The following is a 19,948-nucleotide window of genomic DNA, read 5'->3' on the forward strand; positions in this document are numbered from 1 at the left end:
AGGAATGGCACCCGAACAGGAAATGATCGAAGGGTTGAAACTGGCGGCAGGGGCCGGTGTGCTTATTGGCCTGGCTGCCATCGGCCTGGTGTTGTCGTCCGCTCTTGGGGCATGAGAGCGGCGAATCGTTCCTTGCGATGTACGCCACAGGTACCGCAGTAACCGCCCTCCGGCAGCAGGTATTTCAGGCAACACCCCTTTCGCTGGGGGATTGCCGTGGCCTGCTCACCGAACACCGCAGGAATCCAGTCAATAAACTGGTTTGCATCGTTTTGAAATTGCTCCAGCCAGCCTTGCGCCAATTGGCAAAGCGCTTGCGGTTCGACCCGGTTCCACACGGCTGAAAACGGCGCCCCCAGTCCAAGACCTGTACTGCTCCAGTAGGCGCCCGGGCTGACTCCCAACTGGCCCCGGAAGACAGGGTACCACTCAGCTGTCAGAGCTCCTGCTGACCTGACAAACGTCTCTTCATCAACACCCTCGCCACCCGGCAGCTGAAACCAACGGGATCCGGTTTGTTTCAGGTGGTCGGCCCGAGCCAGGAATATTCGTTTGGCGTCCGGTAAAGGCGCGTGGCCGTCGCGGAACAGCCTCAGGGTCAGCGGCGCAATCACGCTGAGCGCCAGATCCTGCTGAAGCACAGAAACAAACGCGCGCACGGCTCGGGGCCCGGCGTTATCAGGGTATTCTATGCCAACCTGGCTGAGCAGTAGCGACGGTTGCTCCAGGCACTGGGCCAGAGAAAAGAGGCCGCTTCGCGCACCAGCTTGCGTTTGGAGAGCCTCGCCAAGAACTGTTTCACCATCCAGCCCTGACTGACTCAGCAGACGGTAGTATTCCCGACCCCGGGGACCGACTCCCGGGTTACGCTCAGGCTCTGCCATGGCGACTCAGCCCCCAGAGGAAATACAGGCCACCGACCAGAGCTGCCAGAAGTCCCGCCGGAAGCTGGTTGGGGTAAACCACAATCCTGGACAGGTAGTCTGCCATGCCGAGCAGAAGACCGCCGGCAAGGGCAGCAACAACGAGCTGCCGCCCAACGGTCTGCTGGCCCAGAACACGGGCCAGGTGGGGTGCAATAAGACCCACAAAACTCAGTGGGCCGATCACGACCGTCGCCGAAGCGGTCAGCAGCGCTGCCAACAGAAGCAACGTCAGACGGACTTTCGTCACCGGCAAGCCCAATGAGCTGGCCGATGTTTCTCCCAGGGGAAGAATGCTCAGGGGCCGGATAATCACCAGGAGGCCGGTCGAAATCAGCACAATGAGTGCCAAAAGCCCCAGGGCCTCGACTTCTGAAACCAGCCAGGTGGACCCGTACATCCAGTTGAGAAGCTGCGAGGCGACCGTGCCACCGGAAGCCATGACCAGGCGAAGGCCCGCGTCCATGAACACGTATAAGGCGAGCCCGCCAAGCAGGAGCTGGTTGCCGGCAAACCGGTGCTTGCGGGCAAGCATGATCAGCAACCCCAGCGCAGCTGCCGCACCCAGGGTGGCCGCGCCCAGCTGTCCAGCGCGCCCAATATCAGCACCAAACAGTACGATCAGAACCATGACCACCGCCGCGCCGCCGCTGATGCCGAGCATCTCCGGGCTCGCCATGGGGTTGCCTGTCATGCGCTGGATCAGTGTGCCCGCAAGGCCCAGGGCCACGCCGGCAAGAATGGCGGCCAGTAATCTGGGGCCGCGCCAGACCCACGCCTCATGCCAATGGGCGGTCGGAGTCCAGCTCCATTCGTCCAGTCCCGGAGACCACCCCATGGAGATTACGATGGTGGCCAGCAGAAGAGCCGCTATGCACCCAGCAGTCAGGAAAATAGAGCGCCTCTTTGGCAGGAAACCGGCGGGGCTGTCATCCTGCCCTGGCATATGATGGGTGTTCTTCAAACCCTGCAGGGCCAGCAGGATAATCGGCCCGCCGATCAGGGCGGTGGTCGTGCCGGTTGGCACCAGCGATCCGTCGCCCCGGGTGGATGCCCAATGGGCGAGGGTATCTGCCAGCAACAGCAGACCCGCGCCCAGGAGACTGCTCCAGATCAGGCGCTCAGAGAGGGTGCGAGCGCCCAGGAGCCTTGCCAGCACCGGTGCCGCAAGACCGATAAAGGCCACGACACCGACCCGGCTGACGACGGTAGCACTCATCAGGACCACCAGAAATAGCGCCAGCACCCGAATCAGACCGACCTTGGCACCGAGGGACCGGGCAGAGGTTTGCCCCAGTTGCATGACCTGCAGCGGGCGCATCAACAGGACCATGAATACGCCCAGCACCAGCACCCGGGGCCAGAGTTCCATAAACGGTTGCCAGTTATTCTGGACCAGCGAACCCGCGCCCCAGATAAACAGGTTCCCCAGCCATTCGCCTTTGAGTAACAAGAACGCCATGTTTACGGCGCCCAGGAAAAAGGTGACAACAAGCCCGGCCAGTATCACGGTGACCGGTGAAAAGCCCAGGCGCCAGGTGAGCGCGATGACCAGCCCGATGGCCAGTAGCCCGCCGGAAACCGCCACAAGGTCTGGACTGAAGGCGAGCAGGCCGGGAAAGAACATGGTCGCCACCGTTATACCGAACTGGCCGCCTGACTCCACGCCCAGGGTTGTGGGGGAGGCGAGAGGGTTACCAAGGATCTGTTGGGTAACCGCGCCGGCGAGACCAAGACCAAAGCCAATGAGGACCGCAATGGCGACCCGGGGGGCCCAGCTGTAATGGGCCAGTACCGAAGCGTAATCGCTGCCCTCAAACGTCCAGAAGGCGGCGATGAGAGCGCCCGGGTTGAGCTGACCAAGCCACGGTGCCGCGCTCGCGAGAAATGCGCCACACCAGATCAGTGCTGCCGCCGCAGGTAGCCTTGCTGGCAAGGAAGGTTTTGCGACCGGGTGGTTGGCGGTTTCATCGTACATTGTCTGATCCTCCTGCCAGCAGGCCTTCGGCGAGTATTGTCGCCAGTCGCTTGACCGGGAATACCCCGCCAAACGGCCAGACCGGATCAATCTGGTACACCTGATTGCGTTGAACCGGTGGCAGGTAAGTCCAGAAAGGGCTGTTGGCCAAGGTGTCAGACAACCCGGGCAGGGTCGGAGAAATCACCACAATCCGGCTGTCCTGATAGGGCGCAATTGCTTCAAGCCCGACGACCGAGAACCCCCAGTAATTCCCGGTATGGGGCCAGGCGTTCTCAAGGCCAAGGGCGTCCAGGGCGCTCTGGAAAAGGCCGTTGGGTGCGTATACGCGAACGTGGCGGTCGTCCAGAAAGTTTACGAGTGCTACCGGTCGTTCGGTGAGGCCGGCATTTTCAAGACGACGGCGTTGGGTCTGAAGTGTCTGGTCAATGTCGTTAATAACTGCTTTTGCGCGTTCCTCCCGGTTCAGCATCTCACCAAGAGTTGTAAGCATGCTGCTGGCCTTTTCGAACGGTCGGGAGCCCTGCTTGTAAACGCTGACAACATAGGTGGGCGCAATGCGCTCTAACAGGTTGGCTGCGGGCGCCATCTCTGAGCTGGTGACGATCAAATCCGGTTTGAGCTCGGCAATGGCTTCCAGACTTGGCGCCACGCGGGTGCCGATGTTGGCGACTCCCTTTGGCAGTTCCGGTTCCCTGACCCAGACGTTATAGCCATCCCGATCAGCAACGCCGATGGGCGTGACACCGAGTAACAAAAGCGCCTCGGTGGCGGCCCAGTTGAGAGCGATCACGCGTTCCGGAGTCTTGTTCAGGGTCAGGGTGCCCTGTTCGTGCTGCCAGCTTGCAGCACCCGCAAAGACCGGCAGCAGACTCAGCAGCAGCGCCGCGCCGTATCGCCAGCAGCGTCCAGAACTAGTGAACATAGGACACCCACTGTCCGGGCACGCGCTCCATCACTCCCATGGGCACGCCATATATGGATTCCAGGATGCCGGAATCCATGATTTCCCGGGGGCTGCCATCGGCAACCAGTTGCCCGGATTTCAGAGCGACCAGACGGTCGCAGAACCGGGCCGCAAGATTCACATCGTGCAGCACCACGATAACCGTAAGATCCCGCTGCTCGGCGAGACGATGCACCAGACGCAGGGTTTCCACCTGATGTTTCACATCCAGGGCGGATATGGGCTCATCCAGCAGCAGGCATCGTGTTTGCTGGGCCAGCAGCATGGCAATCCACGCGCGCTGGCGTTCACCACCGGAAAGCGTGTCGACAGAGCGATGCTGTAACTGGCCGAGTCCGGTGTCCTCAATGGCCCGGGTGATCAGCCGGTGGTCTTCCTCGTTACAGCGTCCCAGCGGTCCGCGCCAGGGGTAGCGCCCGAGGGCAACCAGCTCGCGAACCGTCAAACCGTCGGTTCCCGGCGGATGCTGGGGCAGGTAGCCCACATTGCGGGCAAATTCCCGTGCACCCGTGCTCCGGAAGGATTTGCCCAGAAGCCGGACATTGCCGGTTGAGGGTGCAAGCTGGCGGGCAAGCACCTTGAGCAGAGTGGACTTGCCGGAGCCGTTATGCCCGAGCAGGGCTGTTACCTCACCCTCACCGAAACCGAGGTTCAGGTTCTGAAGTATGGTGGTGTCGCCAATGCGGACATCAAGATTGGAAACGTCGAAGAAAACAGGCATGCAGGCTCCCGAAATGCTGAGGGCCTGCAGAATAATTTAAATGCGAATCACTATCAATATATATTGCGTTAAATGGCCGCCTGTATTTGCCCGGTCTGCACACGCCATTGGTTGGCGTAAGCGCCGTCCTGGTCGAGCAGTTCCCGGTGAGTTCCCTGTTCCAGCACTTTGCCGCCTTCGATGACCGCGATGGAGTCGGCATCAACGATGGTGGAGAGCCGATGGGCAATCATGATCACGGTCCGGTTATGGCCGATACGCTTCAGTGACCGCTGGATGGCGGCTTCTGTTTCGTTGTCCACCGCGCTGGTGGCTTCATCAAGCACCAGTATCGGCGGATTTTTCAGCAGTGCACGGGCGAGGGATAGTCGCTGGCGCTGTCCCCCGGACAGACGAACGCCCCGTTCACCCACCGGTGTGTTCAGGCCCTCGGGCAACGCTTCAATAAACGACCAGGCTTCGGCGGTTTTAGCTGCATCAATGATCTCGGTATCGGAGGCCGCCGGATTTCCATAGGCAAGGTTTTCCCGAATGGTGCCCTCGAACAGGTAAACATCCTGACTCACCAGCCCAATTGCGCCGCGCAGGGATTGCAGGCTGAGATCCCGAATGGGTTGTCCATCGATTCGGATTTGGCCGTTGCTCGGATCGTAGAACCGCAGCAACAACTTGATGAGAGTGGATTTGCCGGAACCGGTTGCGCCGACCAGCGCAAGGGTATTGCCAGCTGGCACGGTCAGGCTGATATCCCGGATTCCTGCGCCGCTGGAGGGATAGTGAAAGCTTACTTTGTCAAGCTCAACATCGCCTTTCACCGGCTCTGCCAGTGCCTTGCCACCCTCGTCACGCACGTGCACGGGCTCGGCCAGAAGGTCCAGAATCCGACGGGTGCTGGCCATGGCCCGTTCGAACAGATCAATCACTTCGGCAAGCCCGGTCAGGGGCCACAGCAAGCGCTGGGTAAGAAAGACCAGAACGCCATAGGCACCCACGTTCAGGTTTCCTTCAAGGGCCATCATGCCCCCCACCGTGAAGGTGGCCAGGAAGCCGGCCAGAATGGCCATCCGGATCACCGGAATAAACGCAGAGCTGATGCGGATGGCCCGGCGGTTGGCCTCCACGTAGGCTTCGCTGCTTTCTTTCAGACGCTTTGCCTCTCGCTGTTCAGCGGTAAAGCTCTTGATGGTGGCGATGCCGCCCAGATTGTTGGCCAGCCGGCTGGACAGGTCACCTACTTTTTCACGAACGTCGGCGTAGAGCGGCCCCGCTTTGCGCTGGAAGTAGAAGGCGCCCCAGATAATCAGGGGAATGGGGGTGAATGCGAGCAGGGCAATGAGCGGCGAGAGCACGAAGAATACGGCGCCGACGGCAACCACGGTTACCAGCACCTGAATCATGGCGTTGGCGCCGCCGTCGAGGAAGCGCTCGAGCTGGTTCACGTCGTCGTTCATGGTGGCCACCAGCTGGCCGGAGCTGCGGGCCTCGAAGAAACTCATGTCGAGGCGCTGGGCATGTTCGTAGGCATCCTGCCGGAGGTCCGACTGCAAACGCTGGGCGAGGTTGCGCCACAGGATCTGGAACAGATATTCGAACAGGGATTCGCCGGCCCAGATGAAAAAGGTGAGTACGGCCAGAATGGTGATTTGCTCCTGGGCGGTTTCAAAACCGAGGCCAGCCACAAAGCTCTCTTCCTGGTTGACGACCACATCAATAGCGACACCGATCAGGATTTCTGGGGCAATATCAAAGAGTTTGTTGATGATCGAGCAGGTGGTGGCGGCGATGATCTGTCGGCGATATCCCCGGGCGTATCTCAGCAGGCGGGCCAGGGCAGCAAAGCTGCTGGTGGTTTGGTGGCTGTGTGAGGACATACTCCGCTTCTCTCCCTTGAATCAGGCAGGCCCGCGTTGAGCCTGCAAATAATAAGGCGGGAAGGGTAGCGGATCTGCCCGGGTTTTAAAATAGAATCATTATCAACTGCGTTTGTTTCTTTGCAGCCAGCGGTCAAGCTTGTCGGCAAATTCCTTGCGGTCGGTCTGGCTGAAAGGGGCGGGGCCTCCGGTGACCTGGCCGGCATTGCGCATTTCTTCCATAAAATTGCGCATGGCCAGGCGCTGGCGAATATTCTCTTTGGTGAAGGCCTGGCCGCGGGGATTGAATACGTCGGCGCCTTTTTCAATGGCTTCGGCGGCCAGGGGTATGTCCTGCGTGATCACGAGATCGCCTTCGTGCATCTGGTCCATGATTTCGTTGTCGGCCACATCAAAGCCCTGGGGGACCTGTCGGCGCTTGATGTAAGGGCTCGGTGGCAGGGTGATGGTGTGGTTGGCGATGAAGGTGGTGTCGATTTGCCAGCGGGTGGCGGCGCGGCAGATGATTTCCCGGATTGGGACGGGGCAGGCGTCGGCGTCGACCCAGATTGGCATGGTGGTTCCTTTTGTTTGCTTGGTTCTCTCGAGAGTCTACCTTTTGTTGATATGAGCCTGATAGATGTTGTCCGCGTATCTCTTCAGTAGCCTTGGAACTTGGTGCTGGAGGCATTGAGAGCCCCCTTCCAAAAACCGCTACGAGCACGTCCATGTGCGCTTGTTTCAGGCCATCCCTGGCCTTCAACATTTTTGGAAGGGGGCTCCCAATGCCTCGATCGGGCATGGTCAGTTTGTCCGCGAATCCTACAACGAGCTTGGATCTTTTCGGGAGGTAGCAACTATGCGTGGTCGATTTCTTCTAACCGTTTTTCTGTCGGTGGCTCTGTGTTTCAGCGTTTCCGCTGCCGATAACAACGAAGAAGCCTGGGACGCCCTGCGAGACGGACGGGCTGTTCTGATGCTGCGCCACGCGTTGGCGCCGGGGACTGGGGATCCGGGTAACTTTGATATTAACGATTGCAGCACGCAGCGAAATTTGAACGATACCGGCCGGGAGCAGGCTCGGGCGTGGAAGCCGTTTCTGGCAGACCATGGTATTACCGAGGCGCGGGTGTTCAGCAGTCAGTGGTGTCGCTGTATGGATACCGCTACCGGAATGGACATGGGTGAGGTGACCGAGTGGCCGTCGCTGAATTCGTTTTTCCGGAATCGTGGTGACGGGCCGACTCAGACACGGCAGACGATTACTCTGGTCAATCAGTTGGAGGAAGGTGAACCGGTCATCATGGTTTCGCATCAGGTGAATATTACTAGCCTGACCGGGATTTTTCCGTCGTCAAACGAGGGCGCCATCATCGCCTTGCCCCTGTCGGAAGATCCGACGGTTCTGGCGAGGGTGTCGCCCGGGCGTTGATGGTATAATCCTGCGCCCATTCAATTAACAGGAAATGATAATGTCGCAGCTTCCGCCATGCCCCCAGTGCAGTTCTGAATACACCTATGAGGACGGCGTTCAACTGGTATGTCCCGAGTGCGGGCATGAGTGGTCTGAGGCGGAGGCTGCGGCGGCTGACGCCGCGAAGATGATTCGCGACGCCAACGGCAATGAGCTTCAGGATGGTGATACGGTTACGGTCATTAAGGATCTGAAGGTAAAGGGCTCCAGTTCCGTGGTCAAAGTTGGCACCAAGGTGAAGAATATCCGCCTGGTAGACGGCGATCATGATATCGACTGCAAGATCGACGGTATTGGTGCCATGAAACTGAAATCGGAGTTCGTCAAGAAAGCCTGACGGCTACCCCGCTGTTGCACTCTGGATCTGTTGTTCCAGTTCCCTGGCAAGACCCGGGTCGAGCTGGAGGGCGCTGGCGAGTTGATCCAGCCAGGCCCGCTCCATGGGGTTCTGTTCGTCGATCATGACCGCGCTGACGATGTAGATTTCCCGGCTGGCCTGGGGCGAGTCGGCATTGCGTGCCAGGGCAGTGGCGTCCAGCGGGGCGTCGAACTGCTGCTGAATCCAGGCGTGAAGTTCGTCATCTGGCCCCAGTTTTTCAATCTCCTGGGTAAGCAGCGCGCGTTCGTTGGCGTCTATGTGGCCGTCAGCGCGGGCTGCCATGATCATGGCCTGGAGTATTTCAAGTCCCCGTTGTTCCTGCGCCTGGCCCTGCAGTTGCTCCAGTGGCTGGCCCTGCTGTGCCAATGCCGGTTGCGCCGGGCTCTGACTGTTGGTCTGATAGTTCTGATAGGCTTTCCAGGCAAGGACACCCACGCCTGCAAGGGCACCGTATTTGAGGGCTTTGCCGCCCATCTTTCGGCCGCGCTTGGAACCCAGCATCATGCCGAGGGCTCCGCCGCCCAGCAGGCTCTTTACGTCGATGCCTGAACCGGATCCCTGGCTGCCCTTGAGTTGACTGCCAAGGCTGTTCATCATTTTGTTGACGTCCATGCCACTACCCTGGGACTGGCCACCCTGAGCCTGCTTCATTACCTGGTTCAGTACAGACATCACGTTCATAAACACACTCCTGTAAGATCGACAGCCGTTCAGCTTTTCAGAATAGTACACCCGATACCCTGATCGGTGATGGACGCGGAATTACTCTGTTGTCACGAATCGACGCATTTAGTTCCATGGGAATTAACAGCCTACAAATTAGTGGTAAATAGTAATGCGCTTTTCAGGCTCTCCCGTATACTGACGCGAAGCCGTTGTTCAACCTCCTGAATTTCTGGAACTGCTTTTGGCAATTCTCAAACGCAATCTTTGGACACTCTTCGCTCTTATCCTCCTCGGTGGCGTGTTGCTCCTCAGTACCGTTCTGTTCTTTCGTTGGCAGGGCCTTATTTCGGACGAGAAGCTTTACCAGACCGCCCGTGTCGAGCTGGTTGCTCAGTCTGTCGACAGTATCCTGCGAACCCAGGAGCTGGTTCTCGATGTAATTGGCCGCGAGTTGCTCAATCAGGACAACCTCCTGTCAGGCAGTCGACAGATCCCCTTGCTCGACAGCATCCTCGCCGCCAACCCCATGCTCGTGGGCTTTGGATTGGCCAGGCCGGACGGCACGCTGGTTCGTGTCAGCACCAACCTTGATCTGTCGACTCTTCCAAATCTGAGAACCGATCCCGAGACCCGTGACAGTTTCCTGGGAGCACTGTCTTCCGATGCAATGGTCGTGGGCCGGACCTATTTCGTAGACGCCCTGGGCGCGTGGGTTATACCGATCCGGAAAGCGATACGGTCCCCGAGTGGGGAAGTCGTTGCCGTCATGACAGCCGGCATGCGGCTTGATGGCCGTGGTTCGGTTTTCGGCAAGACACTGCATGACGGCGACTCTGACACCGTAATGCTGTTCCGGGAAACCGATGGTTATGTTCAGTTCATGTCGGCTGACGGCATTGGCCCGCAACAGTATTCGCAAATCCGGGTGCCGATGGACCAGAGGGAGATAAATCGGGCAGCGTTTGAAAAGGAGCTCGGCAAGAGCGTAGAGGAGGTCATGCAGGGCAGTGATTCGGTGGTTATCCGAACCCGACGCCAGGGTGAGGATTATCTGACGGCTGCTGTCTTCAACGCCCGTTACCAGTTGTGGTCCATCTCGGAAACCCGGTTCGCTCCGCTTTACCGGGAATTTCTCCAATCCCTGTTGCAGTATCTGCTGACTTTCCTGGTTTTCGGGATTGTTTTCTACAAGGGGTTCCGGATTATCGACAACGCCGAGAAGAAGCGGCGTCTGGAGCTTTCTTACCTCTCACGGCACGATGATTTGACCGGGCTGTTGAATCGCAATGGGCTGCTGGACCGCCTCGACAACCTGGTTCCGGATAGAAAACCGTTCTGCCTCATTGTGATCAACATTGATAACTTTAAAGGCATCAATGACCGGTTTGGGCTGGAGACAGGCGATGAAACCCTTCTGGAGTTCGGTCGTCGGCTCGCCGAACTGGTTGAAAGCCGGGACGATCTTGCCCGGCTCGGTGGCGACGAGTACGCCATTGTGACCCCGAACACCAATCTCGACGATGTTGAAAAAGCCTGTGTGTCGCTGGCCGGCAACCTGTCCCGCACCTTCGAGGTGGGCCGACTGAGGTTGCAGGTAACGGCGAGTATTGGTGTGGCCTGCTTTCCGAATGACGGAGATTCCCTCAGCAAGCTGATTCGAAGTGCCCATCTTGCGCTGTACGAGGCCAAACAGAGCCGGAACGACGTCTGCATTTACCGCAGCGAGATGGAAATGGCCTATCTTCGCAGGCTGTCGGTCGAGCAGCGTCTCAGGTATGGCCTGGCATCGGGCTCACTGTACATGGTCTACCAGCCTCAGGTAGATCAGACCGGAAAAGCGGTCGGGCTGGAAGCGCTTGTTCGCTGGCAGGATGAGGAGCTCGGCTTTGTTTCGCCCGCGGAATTTGTCGAGGTCGCTGAGAAAAGCGGGCTGATGGTTCCGCTCGGGCGCTTTGTGCTTGAAACCAGTATCCGGGAATACAGCCTGTTTCGTAACGAGGTTGGCGGTTCCGTGGACCTGTCTATCAACATCTCTGTTATCCAGTTTCGCCAGCCAGACTTTGTTGAAACAGTGCTTGAGGTTCTGGCAATGCACCGTGTGTCGCCTGGAGAGCTGGTTCTTGAGATCACCGAGAGCCTGTTCATGAGTGACTTTGAGAGAGTGCTGAAAACGATCGAACGATTGCGAGAGAAAGGAATACGGATCTCGATGGACGATTTCGGAACGGGTTACTCCTCGCTCAGTCTTTTGCGCAAGCTGCCGCTTGACGAGTTGAAAATCGACAAGAGCTTTGTCGACACCATTCTGGAAGACGAAAAAGCCGCGAACATGATCCGGAGTATTATTGCCATTGCCCGGAGCCATAACATGGAGCTGGTTGCCGAGGGTGTTGAAGAGGAGGCCCAGGCCAGCGCCCTGGTCGAGATGGGCTGTCGACGTTTTCAGGGTTATTACTTCAGTCGTCCGGAGACCCTGGACAGACTGAAAGCGAACCCGGCTCTCGCCATCGGGCATTGACCCGGTCTGCGACCATTCGTCGCACTGAAAAGCTTGGATCCGGGACCTACCCTTTCTATCCTTTGGTTTTGAACCATCGACAAGGAACACTGGACATGAAGTATTGCCTGAGCGTGTTTGTGCTGGCACTGGCCCTGGTTGCCCCGACAGCATTTGCCCATGATTACAGCCATGGCCCGGTCACGGTCGATCATCCCTGGAGTCGGCCTACACCGCCTGGCACGCCCATGGGCGTGGGTTACATGAGTATCTCCAACAACGGCAGCAGTGATATCACCCTGGTTGGGGCCGCAACCCCGAGGGCAGGTAACGTATCGATCCATGAGACCAGCATGCACGATGGTGTAATGCGAATGGCACCGGTCAAGGGCGGGCTCGCCATACCGGCAGGTACCACCGTGGAGTTGAAGCCCCACAGCTTTCACCTGATGCTGGAGAAACTGAAAAGTCCGTTGCGCGAGGGTGAGAGCATTCCCTTGACCCTGACTTTTGAGGGTGCCAACGAAATGCAGGTTGAGCTGAATGTCGAGTCGCTGGATGGCGAGATGATGAAAAGCGAGAGCATGGATCACTCGGGCAAAAGTATGGACCACAGCGGACACTGATCGAACCTGCCCGGGGCAGTCTTTGCGGCTGCCCCCAAACCTACCACTCTCTGTCTTCGGCGCTCTCCTCGGCTTCGATCTCCGCCTTCCGGGCCTGGATTTTCTTCATCTTTTCATCGGAGATTTTCATGCTGTGGGCATTGTCACGCAGTATCATCAGGCTGCCCACGATCAAGGCAAGGGCAACAACTATGAATATCCATCCTATGGCTGGCATGTAAACCTCCACCAACTGATCCGCTTTCCTACATAGTGGACCACGCATTGATTTGCCACAACTGTCATGCATCCTCCCAGAAAGCCGTTGGATCGAGCCGGTAATACCCTTGCAGGGCCTTGTAGACCTCGGGCTGTTCTCGCTTGAGATGGCGCGGCTGCTGGAAAAATGCCTCGGTCAGCACTGCGAAAAATTCTGCCGGTTCGGTAGCGCCGTACGGATCAAGCCAGGATCTATGGTGGTGCCGGAGGGAATGCCTGAGGTCTTCGTAGGCCGTCGTCATGGAACTTTGCCAGTGCCGGGCCTGCTCTCCACTCAGCGGCGGTGCCCCGTCTGCGGTGCCGTCCAGGTAGTCCAGCTGGTGTGCAAACTCATGGAGCATGACGTTATGGCCGCTGTGCGGGTTCCGGGCGGCCTCCTGACATTCTCTCCAGGCCAGCACCACCTGGCCCCTGCTTGAGGCCTCGCCGGCCCGTATTTCATTACTTTCGCTGACAATCATGCCATCGCTTTCAATGTCTCTGACGTGATAGGCATCGGGATAGACCAGAATGCTGCTTACCTCGTCAAAATCTGAATAGGGGCGGGCAAGAATCAGCAAACAAGCGTGGCCGGCAATGGTCACTCTCACCGCGTCGTCCACCTCAAAGCCGTCACAGCCATAGAATTCCTTCTCGGAGAGAAAAAGCTGGACCCGTTGCTCCAAGATTTGCTTGAGGGCTTCAGGAAGCCGTCGGTAAAGCGGCACGTTCGCAGCAAGATGCTCGCGCCAGGATGTTGGAAAGGGGGCTCTCAGTTCCCGTTCCCTCCGCCAGGCGCGGTAGAAGAAGAGGTAGAATACGGTTGCCGTGATCAGGGTCACTGCGAAGACTGCGAAAACAAGTGCTGCTGACATGCTGCTCCCGGCGACCATTGATTGAATTACCCCGTATCTTACAGAAAAATTGGATCTGCACGCAGTCAGGGCCCGTATTGCTGGTTGTTCTACAGTGCAGGGGATGTGAAGCTGCATGAACCGTATTGATCGTTGAGGAGGCTGATATGTCCGATAATTCCACTGTTGTAATCACCGGGGCAAACCGGGGCATTGGTCTGGAGCTCGCCCGGCTCTATGCAGGCCGCGGCTGCTCGGTGATCGGCGTGTGCCGGGAGGCCTCGCCGGAGCTGGAAGAGGTTGCGGCGAGGATCATCGACAGTGTCGACGTGACGACCAATGAGGGTGTGGCAAGGCTCTTGGCCGGTCTTGAGGGCCAGTCCATTGATCTGCTGATCAACAATGCCGGTCTGCTGCAGGACGAGAAACTGGGGAGTATCGATTTTGATTCCATTCGTACGCAGATGGAAATCAACGCCTACGCTCCACTGAAAATTGCTGAAGCCCTGTTTGAAAAAATCCCCTCCGGAGGAAAAATTGCCAACATCACCAGCCGCATGGGCTCTATCGCCGACAACGACTCTGGCGGCCGCTATGGGTACCGTGCTTCAAAGGCGGCGTTGAATGCCTTTGGCAAGTCCCTCGCGATGGATCTGAAACCGAGGGGTATCGCGGTGGCCCAGCTGCACCCGGGTTATGTTCAGACCCGAATGGTGAATTTTGGTGGGTTGATTACTCCGGAAGAATCGGCAAAAGGCCTGGCAGAGCGGATTGATGGCCTCACCTTGGAGAATACCGGGTCGTTCTGGCACAGCAACGGCGACGAGCTGCCGTGGTGATCCTGAAAACATTTTCATTTGTTTGCATTGGAGTGAGGCAGGATTCTGTTTTAACGAGTACTCTTGTTACCTAAAAAAGGAATTCTGCTGTCGATGAAAAGTGCGAGTGCTCCAATGAATTATGAGCCTGAGCGGGAGCGCAGGCCCCAGTTCTGGCGTTTGGCCATGCGATGTGCCCAGATAGCCGGAACTGTAGATGTCATCTTTTTCTTTCTTTTTCATGCATTGGGTTCGCCGGTTCTGGCATGGATCAACGTGGTTAGCGTGGCCATGTATGCCGGCGCCTACTACGCACTCAAATACCATAAAAACAAGATTGCGGTCGTACTGATCTGGGCGGAAGTGCTCGGGCACGCCGGCCTCGGTACCGTTCTTATCGGCTGGGAGAGCGGTTTCCATTATTACCTTCTGATGTTCATACCGGCGATCTGCGTTTCCGCGTCCCGAAGATGGGCGGTTTATGCGCTACTCACTCTCTGGGGATACTACGTCGCGCTCGATGCCTTGATGTGGTACATCGAACCGTTGCAGCCAATTCCGCAGACAGCCCTGAACATAGTCCATCTGTTCAATCTGAGCGTGGTCTTTGCAATGTTCAGTTACCTGGCTTCCTATTACCTCAGCATGGTTGTTTCGGCACAGCGCAAGCTTCGCGAAATGGCAACAACGGACTCATTAACCGGGCTTTTCAATCGCCGTCATATGACCTACCTGGCTGAAAAAGAGGTATCGCGGTTCCGGCGCAGCGGACACCCGGTCGGTTTCCTCCTGCTAGATGTCGATCATTTTAAGTCGATCAATGATGCCTTCGGACATGAAACCGGTGACAGGGTACTCGGCTGTGTTGCCGATGTGATCCGGGAAGAATTAAGGGCTCAGGATCTGATAGGTCGATGGGGTGGTGAGGAGTTTCTGGTCATTCTTCCGGATACGAATGCTGATAAAGCGCAAGCAAGCGCGGAGCGGATACGAAAGGCGTTTTTGGCAAGGGACTGGCGCGCAGTTATCGGCGGTGATATCGATGTTACGATCAGCATCGGGGTAAGTGAGCTGCGAACTGGCGAAGACCTGAGTGCCGCGGTCAGCAGGGCTGATGAAGCGCTTTACCGCGGTAAAACGGGCGGCCGTAACCGGGTAGAACTGGAAACCATCTGAAGCCAAAGCAAGGGGTAGGTTTATGAGTCTGGCAATTGCACTGCATGTTCTGTCCGCGGTTATCTGGGTTGGCGGTATGTTCTTCGCCTACATGGCGATGCGTCCGGCCGTGGTTGAGGTGGTAGAGGCCTCCCAGCGTGGCCATCTTTGGTCGAAGACGCTTGAACGGTTCTTCCACTGGGTCTGGCTCGCGGTTGTGCTGCTCCTGGTTACCGGCTACTGGATGATTTTCAGTGTGTTTGGCGGTATGGCCGGTGCTGGCTGGCACATTCATGCCATGCAGACGCTCGGGCTAGTTATGATGCTGCTTTACTTTCACGTGTATTTTGCGCCTTTCCGACGGCTCAAGCAGGCGGTTGCAGACAAGGATCCGCAGGCTGGTGGTGTTCAGGTGGGAAAGATTCGCCGTCTGGTCGGAATCAATCTGATTCTCGGCCTGATTGTGGTCGCCATAGGGTCTGGCGGTCGGTACCTGTAAGGCTGAGCGATCGGGGACCGATACCATGTCTGATATTCGAAAGAGAGCCATTGCCGGCCTGAAAGCCGGCGATTCGTTTACCCTGGTACGAACGTTCACCGAGGATGAGACTCTGTCCTTTGGCGAAATCAGCCGCGATCAGAATCCGGTTCACTACAGCGATGAGTTTGCCCAGGCCAAGAACCTGCAGGGAAAGATCTGCCATGGCTTGCTGGTTGGCGGGATGATCACGGAAGTGGGTGGGCAGATTGGCTGGCTGGCTTCCGGGATGAATTTTCGCTTCCGCCGGCCAGTGTATTTCGGCGATACCGTCACCTGTGTATTCACCATCACCGAAGTGGATGCAAGGAATCGGGCCCGGGCCGAAGCGGTGCTCTCGAATCAGCACGGTGAGCCGGTTATCGAAGCCACGTTAACGGGGGTTCTACCCGGGCCGAAGGAACAGCAGTTGATGTCAGTAATGATCAGCGAAGAGAGAACCACGTCTGCCGGCTGACCAGCACCGGTTAAGGCGTCAGTCCTCCTCGGCGTCCCTCATCCGTTCCTGTCGCTCCCACTCTTCCTCTTTTGCCGCATCGATGATTTCCATCAGTTCGTCGACGTTGGCAGCGGTGTCATCGTGCTGGAAGCAGCCCGTGAGCTTGCTGTCCGGGTGCAGGTCGCCGGACTCGTAGAGCGCCCAGATCTCCTTGCCATAATCGGTGTTCAGCAGTTCTGGCGCGAAGCGTCCGAAATAGCGGCGCATATTGTCGACGTCGCGCTCCAACATGCGTTCCGCGTTGTTATTGCCGGACGCATTGACGGCCTGGGGAAGATCAATAATGACAGGACCGCGGGCATCGACCAGCACGTTGAATTCCGACAGATCCCCATGGATCAGACCGGCGCTCAACATACGGACAACCTCTCGGATGACTTGGCCGTGGAAGTCGCGGGCCTGTTCCGGAGACAGGGTGACATCATCCAGCCTGGGCGCGGCCTTGCCATCTTCATCCGCCACCAGCTCCATCAGCAGTACACCGTCCACGAAGCCCAGAGGTTCGGGAACCCGGACACCGGCGGCGGCAAGCCGGTAGAGGGCATCCACCTCGGCGTTGAGCCAGGCATCTTCCTGTTCCTTCTGGCCGTACTTTGTCTTCTTGCTCATGGCCCGGGCTCGACGGCTGTTCCGGACCTTTCGCCCTTCCTGGTATTCCACCGCCTGCTTGAAACTCCGCTTTGTCGCTTCCTTGAAGACCTTGGCACAGCGCGTCTGGTCTCCGCAGCGCACAACATAAACCTGGGCTTCCTTGCCACTCATGAGCTGGTAGAGCACTTCGTCCACCATGCCGTCATCGACAAGTGGTTGTAATCTTTTTGGTACTTTCATAAAACCTTTCAGGCTGACAGTGAGTCGGGCAGCCACGTTCGTTGATCTGGAACAAGGCCGGATTCGGGCAGGGCAGGGACAATGACTGCTACGGAGCATAGCTTACATGAAAATCTTTTTCCTGATCCTGTTGATTCTGGTGGTTGCAGTCACCGTCGCCCTCTGGTTTTGGCGTCAGTCTGACCACACCGCAGACCGGGCTGTCATTACCGGATTGGCAACGCTGCAGCCGGCTGCCCCGGAGCGCTTTGATCTTGCTCTTCTTGAGGGTTTGCCGGAGCCAGCCCAGCGGTATTTCCGTTACACCATTCAGCCTGGTACCCCACTCTATACCGTGGCCCGTATCTCTATGAACGGAAAATTCGGTATGGGCAATCGGGAGTCGCCCGACTACGTGCACATGCAGGCCACCCAGGTGCTGGCCATGCCGGAAGGGTTTATCTGGAAAATGAGCGCCCACAGAGGCCTGCTCGGGATTTCCGGCTCGGACACTGACCAATGGACGCGGTTCTGGCTGATGGGCCTATTCCCTGTTGCCCGGGCTGGTGGTGATGCGGATCATGCCCGTTCGGCATTCGGCCGTTATGTGGCAGAGGCGGTTTTCTGGACGCCGGCCGCCCTGCTGCCGGGGCCCGGCGTTTCCTGGAAGCTGGTCGATATAAACACGGCCAGGGTGGTTGTTCGTCATGAGGGCATGGAACAGGCAGTGGATGTTGTCGTTGCCGACGATGGCCGGCCGCTCCAGGTGAGTTTTGACCGGTGGACCAATGCGAATGCGGAAAAAGTCCATCGCTTGCAGCCCTTTGGCGGCTACCTGTCAGAGTTTCGGGAGTTCGAAGGCTTTGTATTGCCGACCCACGTGGAAGCCGGGAACTTCTTTGCCACGGAGGATTACTTTCCCTTTTTCATTGCCAGGGTAACGGGAATTGAATTTCCAAAGCATGACGCAACCGGGCATCCGGAATAGTGTCTCGGATGCCCTGTTATCTTTACCGAACGACGAAAACCGAAATATCGCTGTGTTTAACGATATTGGCGCCGTTCGAATGGAGAATGTGTAGCCGGTCGCCAATCCCCGGCGGATGTGAAGCCATCACTACCAGATCTGTCCCGGTTGTTTTGATCGCCTCAAGCAACTTGTCTTCAAGCTCCACGGCGGTATCAGCAGATTCAATCACCATGCTGTCGGTATTGATCCCGTGGGATTTTCCCTGCTCCTCCGCAAACACCCTCAGTTTCTCTGCGAGTTCTTTCGGGTTGTGCGCGGCCGCTCCCGGGGTGCTGTTGGTGACGGTGACGTAGCACAGGGTGGCGTTGTAATGCTTGGCAATATCAATGGAGGTATTGAGCACCTTCACCATTTTATCGGTATGGGCGAGGTCGACCGGAACGAGGATCTTGCTGTACATAAGAGTTCTCCTTTTCCGCACGCGATACAGACTTGGGTCTGTTGTCCTGAATTCAGATTGGCAGTGCCCTGTTGGGTATGTCAAAAAAAAGCCCGGTGAAGTTCACCGGGCTTTTGCGGTTGGAGAAGCCGGGATGCCCTTACAACAGGTTGTACAGGAAAACCACGGCGATACCGGCAGGCGTCAGATACCGGAGTACGAACATGAATGCCTTATAGCTGCTTCCTTGCAGACTAATATCGGCCGGCAGACTCTCACGTTTCATCGCCCATCCGGCAAACAGCGCAATGGCGAGTCCGCCGAGAGGCATCATCAGGTTGGAGACGAGGAAGTCGAGCAGGTCGAAGACCGTCTTGCCCTCGAAGAACGGAATAAAGCCAAGCGGGTGCACACTTTCCCAGACGTTGAAGGACAACACGGTACCGATACCGATAAACCAGATGGCGAGCCCGCCACCAATGGCGCTTTTCGCTCGACTCACGCCTTTGTGTTCTTCCAGCCATTCGACCACCGGTTCCAGCATGGAAATGGCCGAGGTGATGGCTGCCACCAGTAGCAAAGCGAAGAAAATGGTGCCGAACAGCGCACCACCACTCATCTGGCCAAAGGCCAATGGCAGGGTCACGAAGATCAGGCCGGGCCCTGCCCCTGGCTCAAGGCCATTGGCAAATACCAGGGGAAAGATGGCCAGCCCCGCGAGAAGCGCAACGCTGGTGTCCACGACGGCAATGGTCATGGCGGTCCGCGCAATGTTTACGGTTTTTGGCAGGTAGGAGCCATAGGCCATCAGAACACCAATACCGATACTGAGCGTAAAGGCGGCGTGCCCCAGGGCAGTCAGAACCCCCGCCGTTGTCAGTTTGCTGAAATCCGGCGAGAACATGAAACTCACGGCCCGGCCAAAGCTGCCGCTGTTCATGGCATAGATCACCATGGCAACCAACAGCACGAACAACAGAGGCATCAGCATATTCACAGCTTTCTCAAGCCCCGAGCGAATGCCCCTGCCAACGATGAACACCACAATCACCATGAACACCGAGTGCCACATCAGCAGTTCCCAGGGGTTGGCAAGGAGCCCGCCGAACTGGCCGCCGATGGCTTCGGCATCTGCTCCGGTAAACAGCCCGGTTGCGGCCTTGCCGATATAGACCAGGGCCCAGCCGCCAATCACGGCGTAAAAAGAAAGCACCAGGAAGGATGCAATTACCCCGTTCCAGCCGATGGCTCTCCAGCCCCTGGCTGTGCCTTCACTTTTGGTCAGGGTGCGCATGGTGGCCACAGGGCTCTGACCGCCGCGCCGACCAATCATGGTTTCGGCAATCAGTACCGGCACGCCGATCAGGAAGATACAGGCCAGGTAGATCAGAACGAAGGCGCCGCCGCCGTTCTCGCCAGTAATGTACGGAAACTTCCAGATGTTCCCGAGGCCAACGGCTGAACCAGCCGCAGCCAGGATAAAGGCCATCCGTGAGGACCAGAGGTTATTGGCCTGCTGGTGTGGTTGGGTACTCTCACTCATTCTT

General features: G+C 57.7%; 21 protein-coding genes. 9 read left to right on the forward strand and 12 right to left on the reverse strand.

From position 1 onward, the window contains the following. Window positions 1-62: 62 nt before the first annotated feature. The 6 genes from ACP86_RS15305 to ACP86_RS15330 form a co-directional block, all read right to left on the reverse strand. Window positions 63-884 (reverse strand): (2Fe-2S)-binding protein, encoded by an 822-nt coding sequence (locus tag ACP86_RS15305; RefSeq protein WP_053114663.1) that lies wholly within the window; start codon window positions 882-884, stop codon window positions 63-65. Further along, on the reverse strand, window positions 871-2,901 hold the full coding sequence (gene fhuB, locus ACP86_RS15310; RefSeq protein ID WP_053114664.1) for a Fe(3+)-hydroxamate ABC transporter permease FhuB: 2,031 nt from the start codon (window positions 2,899-2,901) through the stop codon (window positions 871-873). The genes ACP86_RS15305 and fhuB overlap by 14 nt, the downstream gene beginning before the upstream one ends. Next, entirely contained in the window at window positions 2,891-3,826 is a 936-nt protein-coding gene (locus tag ACP86_RS15315; protein ID WP_053114665.1) for an ABC transporter substrate-binding protein, read from the reverse strand. The genes fhuB and ACP86_RS15315 overlap by 11 nt, the downstream gene beginning before the upstream one ends. Beyond that, window positions 3,816-4,589, reverse strand: a complete 774-nt coding sequence (locus ACP86_RS15320) for an ABC transporter ATP-binding protein (protein WP_053114666.1) — start codon at window positions 4,587-4,589, stop codon at window positions 3,816-3,818. Before ACP86_RS15320 ends, ACP86_RS15315 begins: the two co-directional genes overlap by 11 nt. A gap of 68 nt (window positions 4,590-4,657) precedes the next feature. Then, the gene (locus ACP86_RS15325) at window positions 4,658-6,460 is read right to left on the reverse strand and encodes an ABC transporter ATP-binding protein (RefSeq protein WP_053114667.1); all 1,803 of its coding nucleotides are present in this window, start codon (window positions 6,458-6,460) and stop codon (window positions 4,658-4,660) included. A 102-nt stretch (window positions 6,461-6,562) separates the two neighbouring features. Continuing rightward, window positions 6,563-7,015, reverse strand: a complete 453-nt coding sequence (locus ACP86_RS15330; protein ID WP_053114668.1) for a YaiI/YqxD family protein — start codon at window positions 7,013-7,015, stop codon at window positions 6,563-6,565. A 283-nt stretch (window positions 7,016-7,298) separates the two neighbouring features. Here ACP86_RS15330 and ACP86_RS15335 point away from each other — a divergent pair, with 283 nt between their 5' ends. Together ACP86_RS15335 and ACP86_RS15340 are read left to right on the forward strand one after the other, a co-directional pair. Further along, window positions 7,299-7,871 carry a histidine phosphatase family protein gene (locus tag ACP86_RS15335; protein ID WP_053114669.1) on the forward strand — a complete coding sequence of 191 codons (573 nt, stop codon included), beginning with the start codon at window positions 7,299-7,301 and terminating at the stop codon, window positions 7,869-7,871. A 40-nt stretch (window positions 7,872-7,911) separates the two neighbouring features. Continuing rightward, window positions 7,912-8,250 (forward strand): zinc ribbon domain-containing protein YjdM, encoded by a 339-nt coding sequence (locus ACP86_RS15340; protein WP_014576332.1) that lies wholly within the window; start codon window positions 7,912-7,914, stop codon window positions 8,248-8,250. A gap of 3 nt (window positions 8,251-8,253) precedes the next feature. On the opposite strand, the gene ACP86_RS15345 is transcribed toward ACP86_RS15340, so the two are convergent. Further along, complete coding sequence (locus ACP86_RS15345) at window positions 8,254-8,973, reverse strand: tellurite resistance TerB family protein (RefSeq protein WP_053114670.1); 720 nt, start codon at window positions 8,971-8,973, stop codon at window positions 8,254-8,256. Window positions 8,974-9,199: 226 nt separating this feature from the next. Here ACP86_RS15345 and ACP86_RS15350 point away from each other — a divergent pair, with 226 nt between their 5' ends. Then, window positions 9,200-11,476 (forward strand): putative bifunctional diguanylate cyclase/phosphodiesterase, encoded by a 2,277-nt coding sequence (locus ACP86_RS15350; RefSeq protein WP_053114671.1) that lies wholly within the window; start codon window positions 9,200-9,202, stop codon window positions 11,474-11,476. Window positions 11,477-11,571: 95 nt separating this feature from the next. Next, window positions 11,572-12,081, forward strand: a complete 510-nt coding sequence (locus ACP86_RS15355) for a copper chaperone PCu(A)C (protein ID WP_053114672.1) — start codon at window positions 11,572-11,574, stop codon at window positions 12,079-12,081. 40 nt (window positions 12,082-12,121) lie between these two features. Here the strand turns inward: ACP86_RS15355 and ACP86_RS22210 are convergent, their stop codons facing one another. Both ACP86_RS22210 and ACP86_RS15360 read right to left on the reverse strand, forming a co-directional pair. After that, on the reverse strand, window positions 12,122-12,298 hold the full coding sequence (locus ACP86_RS22210) for a DUF2897 family protein (protein WP_075267673.1): 177 nt from the start codon (window positions 12,296-12,298) through the stop codon (window positions 12,122-12,124). A gap of 64 nt (window positions 12,299-12,362) precedes the next feature. Next, window positions 12,363-13,193: a zinc-dependent peptidase gene (locus tag ACP86_RS15360; protein WP_053114673.1), complete on the reverse strand. Its 831-nt coding sequence runs from the start codon at window positions 13,191-13,193 to the stop codon at window positions 12,363-12,365. A gap of 146 nt (window positions 13,194-13,339) precedes the next feature. Between ACP86_RS15360 and ACP86_RS15365 the strand changes: the two genes are divergently transcribed. From ACP86_RS15365 to ACP86_RS15380, 4 genes are all read left to right on the forward strand, one after another. Continuing rightward, window positions 13,340-14,011: an SDR family oxidoreductase gene (locus ACP86_RS15365; protein ID WP_041645019.1), complete on the forward strand. Its 672-nt coding sequence runs from the start codon at window positions 13,340-13,342 to the stop codon at window positions 14,009-14,011. A gap of 114 nt (window positions 14,012-14,125) precedes the next feature. Further along, window positions 14,126-15,166: a GGDEF domain-containing protein gene (locus ACP86_RS15370; RefSeq protein ID WP_094182519.1), complete on the forward strand. Its 1,041-nt coding sequence runs from the start codon at window positions 14,126-14,128 to the stop codon at window positions 15,164-15,166. A gap of 22 nt (window positions 15,167-15,188) precedes the next feature. Further along, window positions 15,189-15,644: a CopD family protein gene (locus ACP86_RS15375; RefSeq protein ID WP_053114675.1), complete on the forward strand. Its 456-nt coding sequence runs from the start codon at window positions 15,189-15,191 to the stop codon at window positions 15,642-15,644. A 25-nt stretch (window positions 15,645-15,669) separates the two neighbouring features. Continuing rightward, window positions 15,670-16,140, forward strand: a complete 471-nt coding sequence (locus ACP86_RS15380) for a MaoC family dehydratase (RefSeq protein ID WP_053114676.1) — start codon at window positions 15,670-15,672, stop codon at window positions 16,138-16,140. An 18-nt stretch (window positions 16,141-16,158) separates the two neighbouring features. Here ACP86_RS15380 and ACP86_RS15385 read toward each other — a convergent pair whose 3' ends face one another. Further along, window positions 16,159-17,013, reverse strand: a complete 855-nt coding sequence (locus ACP86_RS15385) for a PA4780 family RIO1-like protein kinase (protein ID WP_053114677.1) — start codon at window positions 17,011-17,013, stop codon at window positions 16,159-16,161. A 106-nt stretch (window positions 17,014-17,119) separates the two neighbouring features. Here ACP86_RS15385 and ACP86_RS15390 point away from each other — a divergent pair, with 106 nt between their 5' ends. Continuing rightward, on the forward strand, window positions 17,120-17,980 hold the full coding sequence (locus tag ACP86_RS15390; RefSeq protein ID WP_053114678.1) for a DUF6544 family protein: 861 nt from the start codon (window positions 17,120-17,122) through the stop codon (window positions 17,978-17,980). Between the two features lie 22 nt (window positions 17,981-18,002). Here the strand turns inward: ACP86_RS15390 and ACP86_RS15395 are convergent, their stop codons facing one another. After that, window positions 18,003-18,422, reverse strand: coding sequence for a universal stress protein (locus ACP86_RS15395; protein WP_053114679.1), 420 nt, complete (start codon window positions 18,420-18,422; stop codon window positions 18,003-18,005). Between the two features lie 139 nt (window positions 18,423-18,561). Next, the gene (locus ACP86_RS15400) at window positions 18,562-19,944 is read right to left on the reverse strand and encodes a sodium-dependent transporter (RefSeq protein WP_053114680.1); all 1,383 of its coding nucleotides are present in this window, start codon (window positions 19,942-19,944) and stop codon (window positions 18,562-18,564) included. Between the last annotated feature and the right edge of the window lie 4 nt (window positions 19,945-19,948).

This window comes from Marinobacter sp. CP1 (genome assembly GCF_001266795.1).
GTDB lineage: Bacteria > Pseudomonadota > Gammaproteobacteria > Pseudomonadales > Oleiphilaceae > Marinobacter > Marinobacter flavimaris.

Bases quoted from the DNA above. Each gene is read 5' to 3' on its own strand.
- ACP86_RS15355 (WP_053114672.1), top strand. From the start codon at position 11,572: ATGAAGTATTGCCTGAGCGTGTTTGTGCTGGCACTGGCCCTGGTTGCC.
- ACP86_RS22210 (WP_075267673.1), bottom strand. From the start codon at position 12,298: ATGCCAGCCATAGGATGGATATTCATAGTTGTTGCCCTTGCCTTGATC.
- ACP86_RS15335 (WP_053114669.1), top strand. From the start codon at position 7,299: ATGCGTGGTCGATTTCTTCTAACCGTTTTTCTGTCGGTGGCTCTGTGT.
- ACP86_RS15365 (WP_041645019.1), top strand. From the start codon at position 13,340: ATGTCCGATAATTCCACTGTTGTAATCACCGGGGCAAACCGGGGCATT.
- ACP86_RS15320 (WP_053114666.1), bottom strand. From the start codon at position 4,589: ATGCCTGTTTTCTTCGACGTTTCCAATCTTGATGTCCGCATTGGCGAC.
- ACP86_RS15380 (WP_053114676.1), top strand. From the start codon at position 15,670: ATGTCTGATATTCGAAAGAGAGCCATTGCCGGCCTGAAAGCCGGCGAT.
- ACP86_RS15325 (WP_053114667.1), bottom strand. From the start codon at position 6,460: ATGTCCTCACACAGCCACCAAACCACCAGCAGCTTTGCTGCCCTGGCC.
- ACP86_RS15315 (WP_053114665.1), bottom strand. From the start codon at position 3,826: ATGTTCACTAGTTCTGGACGCTGCTGGCGATACGGCGCGGCGCTGCTG.
- ACP86_RS15305 (WP_053114663.1), bottom strand. From the start codon at position 884: ATGGCAGAGCCTGAGCGTAACCCGGGAGTCGGTCCCCGGGGTCGGGAA.
- ACP86_RS15345 (WP_053114670.1), bottom strand. From the start codon at position 8,973: ATGAACGTGATGTCTGTACTGAACCAGGTAATGAAGCAGGCTCAGGGT.
- ACP86_RS15385 (WP_053114677.1), bottom strand. From the start codon at position 17,013: ATGAAAGTACCAAAAAGATTACAACCACTTGTCGATGACGGCATGGTG.
- ACP86_RS15330 (WP_053114668.1), bottom strand. From the start codon at position 7,015: ATGCCAATCTGGGTCGACGCCGACGCCTGCCCCGTCCCAATCCGGGAA.
- ACP86_RS15370 (WP_094182519.1), top strand. From the start codon at position 14,126: ATGAATTATGAGCCTGAGCGGGAGCGCAGGCCCCAGTTCTGGCGTTTG.
- ACP86_RS15395 (WP_053114679.1), bottom strand. From the start codon at position 18,422: ATGTACAGCAAGATCCTCGTTCCGGTCGACCTCGCCCATACCGATAAA.
- ACP86_RS15360 (WP_053114673.1), bottom strand. From the start codon at position 13,193: ATGTCAGCAGCACTTGTTTTCGCAGTCTTCGCAGTGACCCTGATCACG.
- ACP86_RS15340 (WP_014576332.1), top strand. From the start codon at position 7,912: ATGTCGCAGCTTCCGCCATGCCCCCAGTGCAGTTCTGAATACACCTAT.
- ACP86_RS15375 (WP_053114675.1), top strand. From the start codon at position 15,189: ATGAGTCTGGCAATTGCACTGCATGTTCTGTCCGCGGTTATCTGGGTT.
- ACP86_RS15400 (WP_053114680.1), bottom strand. From the start codon at position 19,944: ATGAGTGAGAGTACCCAACCACACCAGCAGGCCAATAACCTCTGGTCC.
- fhuB (WP_053114664.1), bottom strand. From the start codon at position 2,901: ATGTACGATGAAACCGCCAACCACCCGGTCGCAAAACCTTCCTTGCCA.
- ACP86_RS15390 (WP_053114678.1), top strand. From the start codon at position 17,120: ATGAAAATCTTTTTCCTGATCCTGTTGATTCTGGTGGTTGCAGTCACC.